At 38.0% G+C, this 12,823-nt stretch carries 14 protein-coding genes and 1 pseudogene; 13 read left to right on the forward strand and 2 right to left on the reverse strand.

Annotated elements, in window-relative coordinates:
• Window positions 1-790 precede the first annotated feature (790 nt).
• Entirely contained in the window at window positions 791-1,657 is an 867-nt protein-coding gene (locus ACQKII_RS03440) for a pentapeptide repeat-containing protein (RefSeq protein WP_427456352.1), read from the reverse strand.
• A gap of 221 nt (window positions 1,658-1,878) precedes the next feature.
• On the opposite strand from ACQKII_RS03440, the gene ACQKII_RS03445 reads away from it, so the two are divergent.
• The 8 genes from ACQKII_RS03445 (at window position 1,879) to ACQKII_RS03480 (ending at window position 8,175) form a co-directional block, all read left to right on the forward strand.
• Window positions 1,879-2,172 (forward strand): PadR family transcriptional regulator, encoded by a 294-nt coding sequence (locus ACQKII_RS03445; RefSeq protein ID WP_427456749.1) that lies wholly within the window; start codon window positions 1,879-1,881, stop codon window positions 2,170-2,172.
• A gap of 5 nt (window positions 2,173-2,177) precedes the next feature.
• Window positions 2,178-3,275 carry a DUF2812 domain-containing protein gene (locus ACQKII_RS03450; protein ID WP_427456751.1) on the forward strand — a complete coding sequence of 366 codons (1,098 nt, stop codon included), beginning with the start codon at window positions 2,178-2,180 and terminating at the stop codon, window positions 3,273-3,275.
• 212 nt (window positions 3,276-3,487) lie between these two features.
• Entirely contained in the window at window positions 3,488-4,336 is an 849-nt protein-coding gene (locus ACQKII_RS03455) for a patatin-like phospholipase family protein (RefSeq protein WP_427456354.1), read from the forward strand.
• A gap of 149 nt (window positions 4,337-4,485) precedes the next feature.
• Window positions 4,486-5,274 (forward strand): hypothetical protein, encoded by a 789-nt coding sequence (locus ACQKII_RS03460; RefSeq protein WP_427456356.1) that lies wholly within the window; start codon window positions 4,486-4,488, stop codon window positions 5,272-5,274.
• On the forward strand, window positions 5,271-5,627 hold the full coding sequence (locus tag ACQKII_RS03465) for a GntR family transcriptional regulator (protein WP_427456358.1): 357 nt from the start codon (window positions 5,271-5,273) through the stop codon (window positions 5,625-5,627). Before ACQKII_RS03460 ends, ACQKII_RS03465 begins: the two co-directional genes overlap by 4 nt.
• A 10-nt stretch (window positions 5,628-5,637) precedes the next feature.
• Window positions 5,638-6,333, forward strand: coding sequence for an ATP-binding cassette domain-containing protein (locus ACQKII_RS03470; protein ID WP_427456360.1), 696 nt, complete (start codon window positions 5,638-5,640; stop codon window positions 6,331-6,333).
• Between the two features lie 5 nt (window positions 6,334-6,338).
• Window positions 6,339-7,259, forward strand: a complete 921-nt coding sequence (locus ACQKII_RS03475; protein ID WP_427456753.1) for an ABC transporter ATP-binding protein — start codon at window positions 6,339-6,341, stop codon at window positions 7,257-7,259.
• Window positions 7,228-8,175, forward strand: coding sequence for an ABC transporter permease (locus ACQKII_RS03480; protein ID WP_427456362.1), 948 nt, complete (start codon window positions 7,228-7,230; stop codon window positions 8,173-8,175). The genes ACQKII_RS03475 and ACQKII_RS03480 overlap by 32 nt, the downstream gene beginning before the upstream one ends.
• A 182-nt stretch (window positions 8,176-8,357) precedes the next feature.
• Here the strand turns inward: ACQKII_RS03480 and ACQKII_RS03485 are convergent, their stop codons facing one another.
• Window positions 8,358-9,125, reverse strand: a complete 768-nt coding sequence (locus ACQKII_RS03485; RefSeq protein WP_427456364.1) for a sporulation protein — start codon at window positions 9,123-9,125, stop codon at window positions 8,358-8,360.
• A gap of 112 nt (window positions 9,126-9,237) precedes the next feature.
• Here ACQKII_RS03485 and ACQKII_RS03490 point away from each other — a divergent pair, with 112 nt between their 5' ends.
• The 5 genes and pseudogenes from ACQKII_RS03490 (at window position 9,238) to ACQKII_RS03510 (ending at window position 12,720) form a co-directional block, all read left to right on the forward strand.
• Complete coding sequence (locus ACQKII_RS03490; RefSeq protein ID WP_427456366.1) at window positions 9,238-10,140, forward strand: LysR family transcriptional regulator; 903 nt, start codon at window positions 9,238-9,240, stop codon at window positions 10,138-10,140.
• Between the two features lie 207 nt (window positions 10,141-10,347).
• Window positions 10,348-10,677, forward strand: a complete 330-nt coding sequence (locus tag ACQKII_RS03495; protein WP_427456368.1) for a hypothetical protein — start codon at window positions 10,348-10,350, stop codon at window positions 10,675-10,677.
• Window positions 10,652-11,275, forward strand: a complete 624-nt coding sequence (locus ACQKII_RS03500; protein WP_427456370.1) for a hypothetical protein — start codon at window positions 10,652-10,654, stop codon at window positions 11,273-11,275. The genes ACQKII_RS03495 and ACQKII_RS03500 overlap by 26 nt, the downstream gene beginning before the upstream one ends.
• 15 nt (window positions 11,276-11,290) lie before the next feature.
• Entirely contained in the window at window positions 11,291-12,028 is a 738-nt protein-coding gene (locus ACQKII_RS03505) for a sulfite exporter TauE/SafE family protein (RefSeq protein ID WP_427456372.1), read from the forward strand.
• 26 nt (window positions 12,029-12,054) lie between these two features.
• Window positions 12,055-12,720 (forward strand): annotated as a pseudogene (locus ACQKII_RS03510) (cytochrome c biogenesis CcdA family protein).
• Window positions 12,721-12,823: the final 103 nt, after the last annotated feature.

Below are 12,823 nucleotides of genomic sequence, written 5' to 3' on the forward strand. Positions count from 1 at the left end.
GGTGTTTTCTTGAAAAAAGATTTAATAAAAGTTATATCCGTGACTGTTGTGGGTACAATTCTTATATTAATGGTTCCTTGTCTTCTTCGTTTATTTTTATAGAAATTTAATTGTTGTTCTAAAAATTCAAAAGCATTTCTTAACGAAAGTCTTTTAGATTATCCATTATAATAACTACTTTGACATCATTTACCGTATTCGTGTTTCCTCTACAATTTGGCTCGTTTGTTGAATATCGATATGTTATACATACCCACCTTTTGGACATTGCAATCCAAAGGGTTAAAATGGTGCAACTTTATTTTAAACTTACATTTGAAACGTATCTTGAAGTTAAATGAAAAATAAGGGGGTACCCAAAGAAAACCGGCACTTTTTGTTCAAAATCGAACAAAAAGTGCCGGTTTTCCGATTGAAGAACATTACATTTTATAAATGTAAGTTTTTCAGTGCCCTCGGCCTAGCCTAAACCACAGCATTTTTAATGGGAAAATACATTGTTTTGGTCCATGATTTTTATCCCGCATTAACGGTCAGTTGAGAGCGAAGCGTCAGGTACAAGACGCCTACCTGAAGTTGAAAGATGAGAACGAGTCAACTAGGTAGGCGATCAACTGCCCGTAAAAGCCCGAATGGTTCGGAGCAACAGATGTTTTATGTGCGAAAGCGAAGCGTCAGCAACAGGATGTTGTTCACACAAGCTTTTTCACAGGATGTGAAGGTTTTAGCTTGTGTTCCTCTATTTATTGTGGGGGAGAAGAAAACCCCCACTGATTGAAGTTTCACTTTATTAGCCTTGCCAATGAGAAGGTCGCTTCAAATGTGATGGTAATAATGTTTTGCTATTGCCTTTAGCTGAATTAATTTGCATTTGTGTAAGAAACATACTAGTAGATAGATTTGCACCGCTTAACTCGGCATCTCGTAAATCTGCACCAATAAAATCGACGCCTCGTAAATCCGCATTTTGCAAATTCGCGGCAATTAGATAGGCTCCTCGAAGGTCAGTCGCTGTCAAATTTTTGCCCTTGAGGTTTTTCCCAACCCAATCGACCCCCCTATAATTGTATTTTCGCTTATTTTTAGCGTCACAAGCCTTAGCCATTACGCCAAGCCGTATTTGTTCACTTGTTGCTAAAAGTAATGCATTGACGGGCATTCGGTATTTCATAATATCAATAGCTAACAGTGTATCTGCATCTTGCCTTGTTAGTTGCTGTAATTGCTCTAATTGGCTGTTTAGTTTTTCAGACAAGGAACTTGACACCTCATAAGACAATGCCTCTGTCAAATACGCAATCATTTCATATAACTGTTCCATAATTGGAAATACACGAAACATTTTCGCGGCAATTTGAGTATTTTTTCGCCAATCTTGTCCATTAAATGTAGTTTGAGAAACCATCTGGCCAGCGCCTAAACAATCAAATACTGTACATCCTTTAAAGCCTTTTTCTCTCAAACTACTGTGAATTTGACAGCTAAAATCAGACTGCAAATTTAGACAGGGTGTGCCCGCTGCCTTATTCATCGCAAAATCACTGGATGCGACAATATTGAGCGCTGTGCAACAAAGACCAAAACAGTTCTGACAATCTGCTTGTAAGCTCTCTCTCATCCTTTTTGCCGTGTACCCTGTAATTCTTCCCTCAGACATGATTTTTTCCCCTTCTAATACATTAACTGAAATATGATTCTTTTTTTATTTTACATGACTTTTATGAAAATAACGAAACGTAATGTCGTGATAAATGAAATTTATTCCAAAATTTAATTTGAAATAATATGTCACGTTGTAATATAGTCGAGATACGACATAGTCACATTGCGACATATGGAGGTAAACAATTGGAAAAGTTAATAAAAAAATATGTACCGATGACAGAAACCGCATTTTATATATTGTTATCACTTACAGAGCCCCGTCATGGTTACGGAATTATCAAGCGGGTAGAAGAATTAACGAATGGTCGTATAAAGCTTGGCTCAGGTACCATTTACGGTACGTTAACTAAAATGCAAAAGGACGAAATGATTACGGTTTTTGCCGATGAACGTAGAAAAACCATCTATGAAGTAACGGCTATCGGCAAACAAGTGATGCAAGCTGAAATGATTCGTTTAAAAGAGTTACATGAGCATGTATTACGCTTTGAGGGGGATTTTAGGTGAAGAAGATGAAATGGCTGTGGAGCTATCAAATAGATAAAACAGAAGAATGGCTAACCAATATGGCAAGTAAGGGCTATCATTTATGTAATTTTAATGCTGTAACACGTATGTTTACTTTCGAAGCGGGGGAACCAAAAGCTGTAGCATATGCGATTCGTTTGGATAAAAGCATTTTACCAAGTGCTTTAGTACAGGCAGGTTGGCAGATAGTAGCGTCTTCAAATCGTTGGCAGTTTGCGAAAAATGAGATAAAGACAGAGGCTACCGTCTATCCATCACGAGAAACCATTGTAAAACGGGCTAGAATGCATACGTATTTGTTTATCCTATTAGCTATTTTTTTTACAATGGGGCAGTTGAATATGTTCCTAATGACGGCAATCATATCAGGCGTGGTTGGCAGTATAAACTGGTGGTTGATTGCTATACCGCTTTCGATTAGCACACTTTGCATAAGCTTATCAATTTATGTGTACAGGGCATACCGCAGATTTGAAAAGCAAGAAATGGATATGGCTGTTCCTCAGATAAGCAGTGGACGAAAAGTGCGGAAAATAAAGCTTGGCTGGATGGACTTGCCGCTGCAAACGAAGAGATGGCTCGAGGAACAAGCACAGCAAGGTCTGGAGTTAGAACGAGTGACTGCAACTATTTTTACATTTCGAGAAACGACGAGCAAACGTATTGCTTATGAAGTGAGCTTCGAGCCCAAGGTTGATAGTAGCTTCTTTACAATTCATAAGGAACTAGGCTGGCAGTTAAAGTTTGCATCCAACATCACATGGTTGCATTATTCGATTTGGGCAATGCCATATGATGTAGGAGAAATAGTACCGGCATTAACATATGATGCGAAAGAAAAAATTCGTAGCATGAAAAAGTCATTTTTTATGAGTATGGGAATAGGCGGCTATATATTAATCGTGAGCGGATTTACTTTATATACGAACCTTTTCGCAATATCAAGTCCGTTTTTTGAGTGGTCTATTGCTGGGGGGATACGTTTATTGTTGATATTGATGACGCTACTATGGGTGAATTTACTTTTCAAGTCAATTGTCGGTTTCATGAAAGAAATGAAAATGATCAAAACAGGACTCTAACTAGGGTCGCAATCAAAGCGTATCCAATTAAAGAGGAGACGCTTTTTTCATAGTATCGATGATGCTCTTAAAAAGCCCTAATGAGAGTGCCTTTATTTTTCAGGAGGCAATCATTACGTAAAGTTTCACCTCGGCAAATAATCAGGAAAGTTGACGATGATTGCTGTAAACTAAAAGGGAATATAGAATGAAAGAGTGATGGGATGCTACAGGTGAATGTCGAGAATTCGAGTTTAATATTAGAGGGTGGCACCTTTCGTACGTTGTTTACATCGGGTGTTTTGGATGCGTTTTTAGAGCATGACATTATGATGCCATATGTCGTAGCAATTTCAGCAGGCGCCATCAATGCATGCTCTTACGTGTCACAGCAAAAGGAACGTTCATTACGTGTATTGATGGATTACCGACACGATAAACGTTATATGGGCTTGAAAAATTTTCTTAAAGAGAAGAGCTTATTTGGCTTAGATTTTGCTTATAATGTGATTCCTAATCAGTTAGATATTTTTGATTGGGACACGTATCAGCAATATGATGGAAAATTGCTTTTTGGTGTAACGAATGCTTCGACGGGGCAAGTGGAGTATATGGATGCGCGAGAAATGGATCGAGAATGTATGATGTTGCGTGCTACGTGTGCCATTCCCATCCTATTTCCTGAAATAAAATTAAATGATACTGCTTATTACGATGGTGGACTAGCGGAGCCAATTCCAATTCAGCATGGTATTGAGAGAGGCTTTGAGAAGCATGTACTTGTGTTAACACGACCAAAGGGTTATCGAAAAAAGCTAGATAGGCAAAGTAAGTGGGCTATGCGATTACTTGCGAAACGATATCCTAATTTAGTGAAAAGTATGGAGAAGCGGGCTGAGCATTACAATGCCTCATTGGCGCATTGTGAGCAGCTAGAGGAAGAAGGTAGGGCATTTATATTCCGTCCAATTGAAGCATTAAATAGCTTTGAGAAAGATACTACACAAATGCGTTCCAATTATGAAATGGGTTATGAACAAGCACAGCAGCAAATGGCAGCACTCAAGCAATTTTTAAAATGACAGAAAGTAAATGCGAACTAGCATAATGGAATAGTGAAGGGTAAAAGGAAGAGAACTGTTTTTTTACAGGCTCTTCCTTTTTCCGTTCTTTGGCTATTGCGAAATATTTCGTCATAGTGTAATATGTGTCTAGTACACTATGACACGAGGTGTTTTTATTGAAAAAATTTTCAGGGCTGATGAAGAAGGAATGGGTGCTTTATAGAGGGAGGCTATTTTTCACAATCATTGGAGGACTTGCGCTTTCGCTCGTAGTTCCCTATTTATTGCTACGTTTTGGGGATGGTATTACAACAGCGCACCAACAATTGTTCTTTCTCTTCACAATACTTGTGTTAATGCTGGGTAACTTTTATGCAGTGTTACAATTTTTCTCGAGTATGCGTTTTGATTTAAAGGCGAAAGAAATGTGGCTACATTCAACGAGTTCCATAGCTCAACTGGTTGGTGTGAAAATTATTTTTACATTAATCGGTTATACAATATTCAATAGTCTCTTTACGTCAATCGCATTTTATTTTGTAAGAGAAAATTATGTGGCAAATTTTGGAGAGGTCCTTTTATTACTATTCTTCATTGTAGGAATGATTGTGATGTTTCAATTAGTGTTGTTTGTGATACTCCTACTCTTCTTAGCATTTACTCTACAAATGAAGCGTTTTATAGGTCGTTTTGCCATCGTTATTTCCATTCCTGTGTTTTTCTTGAGTATGGATGTATGGTTCCGATTTACAGAGAGTGAATTTTATGATAAAATTTTCCAGTTCGGTGAAATTCGAATTAGTCGATTGGCACAATATTTACCAAAATCAGAAGTGCCAACCATGCAAATCGAACTTGGCTCGTTGTACATTGTAGAAGAATTCTTTTTTATCATCGTACTCGCACTGCTTTTTATTGTCGCGACAAAGTGGCTTGAGAAGGTGATATTACGATGACAATAGATTTTTCACGGGATAAACCAATTTATAGTCAACTTGTAGATCGTATATGTGGGGATATTCTGAAAGGGAAGTTATTACTTGGGGATCGACTTCCTTCTGTTCGAGAATATGCGGTGGAAACAGGCGTGAATGTCAATACCGTACAACGTGTATATAAGGAGTTGGAAGCAATGGATTTAACGGAAACAAAACGCGGGCAGGGGACATTTATTACAACCAATGAAGAACGAATAGTAGAACTACGAGAAGATATGAAAAATTTTTTAGCACAAAATTTTTTGACATCCATTGAAGCGCTCGGGTTTTCAAGGGAAGAAATGCTCGTTGTTTTACAAAAGAAATCGTGAGGTGAAATAAGTGTTACAGTTATCCAATGTTTCTTTCCGTTACTTAAAAAAGCCTATTATACAAGATGTTACTTTTTCTTTTCCGATTGGACAAATCATTGGGCTTGTTGGTGAAAATGGCAGTGGAAAATCGACGTTATTGAAAGTTCTGACAGGTTTGTTACTTCCATCAAAAGGGGAAGTACTGTTGAATGGGCAATCTGTTACACGTAGAAGTGCTGATCAGATTGCGTATTTGCCTGACACCGATTTATTTTTTGATTTTTACACGGGTGAGCAGCTATTTCAGCACTATGCCTCTCAGTTTGAAGATTTTTCCTATGATAAAGCCTGTATCGTTGCAGAATTTTTGCTTGTGGATAAGGAGTCAAAGCTAAGGAATTTATCGAAAGGCAATCGAGGGCGCATGAAAATGGCGGCGACGCTTGGCCGTGAGGTGCCCTATTATGTGATGGATGAACCATTCGCTGGACTTGACCCAATTGTTCGTGAAGAGCTTATCAAGGGGCTTATCCAATTTACAGATATTGAACACCAAACAATTATTTTATCGACACATGAGTTATACGAAGTTGAACCAATTTTAGATCAAATCATCCTGTTGCAAAATGGTTCTATACTTGCACATGACGAAGTAGAGACGATTCGAGATGTTACGAATAAGGATGCTCTACAATGGATGAAAACGTACTACAGGAAAGGGTGAAATCCATGCAACAACCAATTGTCCAACTACAAAACTTATCAAAAACTATCAATGGTAAGCAATTGATTCACAATTTGAATATCGATTTATATCCCGGACAAATTACCGGATTTTTAGGTCCAAACGGAGCAGGGAAAACGACAACAATTCGGATGATGACAGGGCTCATGCATCCAACAGAAGGAAAAGTCATCATTGACGGGCAATCTTTACAAGAGCATTATGAGGCAGCGATTAGTAAAGTTGGTGTCATTGTAGAAAATCCCGAAATGTATAAATATATGACGGGTTATAAAAACCTACTGCATTTTGCACGGATGCATAAAAACGTATCAAAAGAACGTATTGACGAAGTCGTGACACAAGTAGGATTAGAAAATCGTATTCATGAAAAAGTATCGACGTATTCACTTGGGATGCGTCAACGTCTGGGCTTAGCGCAGGCACTCTTACACCGACCAAAATTTTTAATATTAGATGAGCCGACAAATGGGCTGGATCCTGCAGGGATTCGAGAGTTTCGTATGTATTTACGTAAAATTGCAGAAGAAGATGGCGTTTCTGTTTTTGTTTCGAGCCATTTGCTTTCAGAAATCGAGCTCATGTGTGATCGTGTAGCCGTTATTCAGAATGGTCAATTAATCGACATTCGTGAAATGAAAAATGAAACGACTTCATTTTATTATATTGAGGCAACGCCGAGTGAACAGGTTGCTGCACATTTACAAAAATTGGACCACAGCTTTACGGTTGAAAATAAAGGTGTCGTAGTGGAAATAAAGAAAGAGGAAATTCCTAACCTTATCACACAGTTCGTAAATGAAGGCATTCAGCTATTTGCTATACAACCACATCAAAAAACATTAGAAGATCAATTCTTGGAAATGACAGGAGGTGGGCAAATTGTTGAAGCTAATTCAAAATGAATGGATGAAATTATGGCATAAAAAAGGAACTTGGGCAATGGTTGCGCTAGTAATTCTTGTGATTATTGGTCCTGGTATTATGATGAAGTATTATGAATCCAAAACTGCAGAAGACTTGTCATGGCAAGAAAATGAACAACAAACGATTACAAATTATAAAGAATCACTAACAATTGATGAACTTACAGTAGAAGATAAAAAATATTTCGAAGAGCAAATTGCCCTTTCTGAATATCGTTTAGCAAATGATGTACCACAGCAAACAGCAGAAAGCCTCGAAAATTTTATGTCCTTTACTAGCAACATGCTAACTTTAGTGACATTATTTACAGTTATTACGGCAGCAAGTATTGTATCGAGTGAGTTCTCAACAGGTACGATTAAAATGTTGTTAACACGCCCGATGTCTCGTGCGAAGATATTAACTTCTAAATTAGTAACCACTTTCCTATTTGGACTATTTTTATTCGTAGTGAATGTGATTGTCAGTGCAATTGTAGGCTTCGTGCTATTTGGTATGGCAACGGGTACAGAGTTAGAAATGGTGAATGGTCAAATTGTTGAAAAGGCAGTATGGGGCGATTTAGCTTATCATTATTTATTGTCTGCTGGTGACTTTGTCATGTCTACCTTATTTGCCTTCTTAGTTGGCTCTGTCTTCCGTTCAAGCTCATTAGCAATCGGCTTAACTATGTTTTTATCATTTACAGGTACAATGATTGTCATGTTCTTAAGTAAATATGAAATTGTGAAATACGTTTGGCTAACACATTCAAATTTAACGCAGTATGAAACGGGTGGTTTAATGATTGAAGGTATCACGATGCCATTCTCGCTTACAATCCTCGCTATCTACGCTGTGATTTTCCTTGCAATTAGTTACTTGTCATTTATGAAACGTGATGTAACAGCATAAAAAAGACGCGGTATGAAAAATTTCGATTTTCATACTGCGTTTTTTTTTATAATGAAGACGGAGAGGAGAACGCGGGTATTTCGGTTCTTACCGCGGGTATTTGTATAGCTACCGCGTGTAAATCAGATAAAATCGCGAGTATTTCAGCACTGAGCGTCGATATTGAGTAACGCGACAGTATACTATGAATGTTTAGCGATGATCTGCTGTAGTTTTGCTTGGATCGTCGGTAAGTCCTGTCTAGTGATCGTCGTTCTTACGTAGCTTTCATCCATATCCAAGGCTTCAGCAAATAAACTACCTAGACCTTTAGCTTTTCGGTCAATTTGCAATAAAATGTCAACCGAATAATCAGATTGTGAAAGAAAGACGAGCTCTAGCTCATCAAGATGGCGTCGATAACTACCGGTCGGTACAAATTCAAATTCCTGTACGAATGGATAGTTTCCGTGGAAGCGAGTCGAAGCCTGTTCACATTCAGCTTCACGTAAACGGAAACCAAGTCCGCTTACTGCATCGAGTACACTTTCAGCAAGCTTTGTCGGTTGAACACGAATAGTATCTTTGTCGTTCGGGTCTATAGCATTTTTTATATCGAGCCCTGTCTGAATCCATACTTGTGTTTTACCAACTGTAATAGGTGTATCAATCGGTAGTGTCAATGAAATAGGAAACACTTTATGTTCGCCAGCAGCTATTGAAAATGGCTCTGTAGCTTTTACCTTTTGAATAACCGCTACATCTGTATACTTTTTATCATTGGATTCTCGTATATAAGTCGTATGAACTGATACATAGATGGCATCGACTTGCTGTTCGACATTTCCACCGCGTACAATGATCTCCCCGTGCATCACTTCACCCGCTCTGTATGTAGCCCTTTCTAATTTCGTATCAACCGTTGCTGCGCCAATACCAATACTTGCAAGTGCTTTGTTGAATATAGACATTAGAATGCCTCCTTTAGTCATTAGATAGCTATTTATACGCAAGAATTTAGAAAAGGTTTCAAGCCGCTCAGAAATTTCGTTATAATGAGGGAAAAACAAAAGAGGCATGCTTATGGAAACAGAGTGGCTACGGACTTTCATTGTGGCAGCGAAAACAGAGAATTTTCGGGAGACAGCAGAAAAATGTTTTGTCATGCAATCAACGGTAACGAAGCATATCCAGCATCTGGAGAAAGTATTGCAAACACAATTATTTGACCGTAATGGCAAGCAGGTAAAGTTAAATAGTGTAGGAGCCCATTTTTTAGAGCAGGCTGAAACCATTGTCGCCGCTTTTGATGAGGGGCTAAATAGTACATTATCCTTTATCAATGGTTATACATCACAATTAACGATTGGGGTCGCCCCACAGATTGCAAATTCAACACTGCCCGCGATTATTGAGCTATTTCAACAACAGAAACCAACCATTCAGCTGGCGATCGAACTATTAAAGTCCAATGAAATCGGGGAAGCAGTATATGCAGGGGACGTTGATATAGGTTTATCCAAACTAACGTCTACACGAGACCTTCAAACTGAAATTCTTGCGCAGGAGCCTCTTCAGCTAATAGTACCGGTAACTAAAAAGGTCACAGATGCTCTGACGCTACTACAGCAAGAAACAATATTAATACATGAATACGCGCCTTATTGGCAGGAGGTACAGCAAGTACTTCAGCAATTGCCAAACTATAAAAGCATGCATCTCAACCAAACGGAGGTGATTAAAAATTTTGTGAAGCAAGGTTTGGGCATAGCCTTTTTACCGAAGAGCGTGGTAGAAGCGGAATTTCATCAACAGTTGCTGCAAAGCTACTCAGTGAAGGAGTTTTCACATATTGTTTCCAATACCTATTTTTTAACGAAGTATTTGACAGCAGATATTGAAGCATTTCTAGCAGTATGCCATGCCATATACCAAGGTTCAGTGTTTAAGGATATGCCCACAAACTTGGAGAACAAAGCACCTTAAAGAATCCAGGGTGACAATACGCAGTTCTTTTCTGGATGCTTTTTCTAAGGTGTAATTTTATGTTCAGACATAATTCGGTCAAAAAAACTGCTATCCCTTCATTTTATAATTACGAATAGTTAATTTCTGCATAATTACTTCATATTTACCTCTTATACTAGGTCAATGTCAGGCCTTGAAAAGAAATTAGATAGGGGGATTTTGTTGATGAAAAAAGGGAAAATATTGTTGAGCTTATTCATAGCTAATTTAGTATTGTCCGCTTGTAATGCAAAAGCAGGGGATGAAGCATTTACGTTTGGAGAAGTGAAAAATACCAAAGTAGAACATATTCATGGAATGGGATATATAAATGGAGGAAATGACATAGCCTTTGCTACACATGACGGATTATATAAATACGGTAAGGACGGATGGCAGGAAGCGAATGGACAGAAACATGATTATATGGGTTTTCAAGCTACGCGAGAAGGTTTCTTTTCTAGTGGTCATCCAGAGGGAGGGGTCCGATTTGAAAAATCCGTTTGGCTTGATTAAAAGTACGAATCAGGGGGCCAGTTTTGAACAGCTGGCTTTTTATGGGGAAATCGATTTTCATTATCTCGCAGCTGGTTATGACTCCAATATGATTTATGTCTACAATGAGACCGCTACTGATAATATGGAAATAGGATTACACTATTCGGCTGATGAAGGCAAAACATGGAGGAAAGTAGCGATGACGGGCTATAATTCGAATACGATATCTAATCTAGCCGCTCATCCAGAAAAAGAGCAACTATTAGGTATTGGTAGTCAGGATGGGCTATTCATTTCAGACAATTATGGTGAAAACTTTACATTAATAAATGATGCAAAAATGGTGACGTCTGTCACATTGAATGACAGTGGAGGCTACTATTCAAATATAGATAATAATAATATTTATTTGACTTCGTTTTTATTTGGAAATAAAAGTGAGCGTGAGATTCCACTTCCACAAGATCAAAAGGTACAGCCAATTATCTATATAGCGGTAAATCCAGATAACGACAAAGAACTAGTTATCATGACAAATAATATAGATATCTATGTGACGAGGGATGAAGGACTATCATGGGATATGCTTGCATCAGACGGAGAGTTACTAGATTAAAAAGGGTGATACACAATGTATAGTTTCATGTCGGAAATTAGTCAATTAGTAAGTGGGCCGATTACGTTGTTTTTAACGTCTTATAAACATTCGCCATTCATCATTGCCGTCCTCCTTGGACTAATTGGCGCATTAGCACCTTGTCAGTTAACGGGCAATATGAGTGCCATCACCTTCTATGGCAATCGAACGATACAAATGAAAAGTAATGGCGGGGATATCGTATTTTTTATCATTGGAAAAGTCGTAGTCTTTAGCATAATAGGCTTATTCGCTTGGTTGTTTGGACAATCCTTCGAAACGGAAATGACAGTCTATTTCCCTCTTCTTCGCCAAGCTATTGGACCCATCATGTTGTTGACTGGTCTTGTTCTAATGGGCATTCTAAGATTGAAATTTCTACATCGTATCCCATCATTCATCCCTCAGATTTTGAAAGAGGGCAAGGTTGGTTCATTTTTGATGGGCGCTAGTTTTTCAATTGCTTTTTGTCCAACAATGTTTGTGCTGTTTTTCGTATGGCTAATGCCTACAGTGGTGACCACTTCTTTTGGGTTTATATTGCCAGGGGTTTTCGGCATAGCAACGTCCGTCCCGCTGATTGTAATGCTTGCTCTCATTCACATGTTCGATACAAAACGTTTAATTATGAAGTCTAGCATGAAAATGGGTAGAGGAATACAAACAATAGCGGGCATACTTTTAGTCATAATAGGGGTTACAGATACGATTACTTATTGGGGTTTGTACTAACAACAATATCGTGAGGCGCTAAACTAATGTTTTCAGACTTGAATATACTGTTCGCCTTTGGAGCAGGGTTTTTAAATTTTTCATCACCCTGCACATTGCCTTTATATCCAGCTTTTATATCCTAAATTACAGGAATGTCTTTGGATGAATTACAAGGTGAAAAAAATCAAAAAGAGTAGGGATGCTACATACCATATTTTACTTTTAGGATTTTCTATTATTTTTATTTTTTTAGGCTATAGTTCAGTTGTGGGATGGTCTTCTTTCAATATCAAGATTTGCTACGTCAACTAGGTGCTATATTAATAGTCATTTTCTGTTTGATGATTATTGGCGTATTCTCACCTAAATTCTTGATAAATGACAAAATAATCTAGTTTAAGAATCGACCAACAGGCTATTTTGGTTCTTTCTTAATTGGACTAGCATTTGCTACAGGCTGGACGCCATGTACAGGACCCATCACGGGTGCAGTGTTTATGATGGCATCACAAAATCCAAATGTAGGAATGCTCTATATGCTTGCATACGTTTTAGGATTTGCAATTCCATTTTTCCTGCTATCACAATTTGTTACGAAAGTTGCTTGGATTCGAAAATACAGTCATACAATGACAAAACTCGGCGGGTATATAATGATCGCGCTTGGCTTACTGCTCTTTTTCGATGGCTTGACATATATTATTATTTGACTAAGCCCTTTCTATAATGGAATTTCAGGTCTTTAATTTTCGAAAAAATAGTTTCATTGGAAATCCATAATTTCTCCACAATTATTTGTTACATTTTAATTGC

The sequence above is a fragment of the Lysinibacillus sp. NPDC048646 genome (assembly GCF_050272295.1).
In the GTDB taxonomy this organism is placed as follows: Bacteria; Bacillota; Bacilli; order Bacillales_A; family Planococcaceae; genus Lysinibacillus.

Coding starts and splice junctions, on each gene's coding strand:
- ACQKII_RS03485 (WP_427456364.1), bottom strand. CDS start 9,125: ATGTCTATATTCAACAAAGCACTTGCAAGTATTGGTATTGGCGCAGCA.
- ACQKII_RS03490 (WP_427456366.1), top strand. CDS start 9,238: ATGGAAACAGAGTGGCTACGGACTTTCATTGTGGCAGCGAAAACAGAG.
- ACQKII_RS03465 (WP_427456358.1), top strand. CDS start 5,271: ATGACAATAGATTTTTCACGGGATAAACCAATTTATAGTCAACTTGTA.
- ACQKII_RS03475 (WP_427456753.1), top strand. CDS start 6,339: ATGCAACAACCAATTGTCCAACTACAAAACTTATCAAAAACTATCAAT.
- ACQKII_RS03505 (WP_427456372.1), top strand. CDS start 11,291: ATGTATAGTTTCATGTCGGAAATTAGTCAATTAGTAAGTGGGCCGATT.
- ACQKII_RS03440 (WP_427456352.1), bottom strand. CDS start 1,657: ATGTCTGAGGGAAGAATTACAGGGTACACGGCAAAAAGGATGAGAGAG.
- ACQKII_RS03495 (WP_427456368.1), top strand. CDS start 10,348: ATGAAAAAAGGGAAAATATTGTTGAGCTTATTCATAGCTAATTTAGTA.
- ACQKII_RS03445 (WP_427456749.1), top strand. CDS start 1,879: ATGACAGAAACCGCATTTTATATATTGTTATCACTTACAGAGCCCCGT.
- ACQKII_RS03450 (WP_427456751.1), top strand. CDS start 2,178: ATGAAATGGCTGTGGAGCTATCAAATAGATAAAACAGAAGAATGGCTA.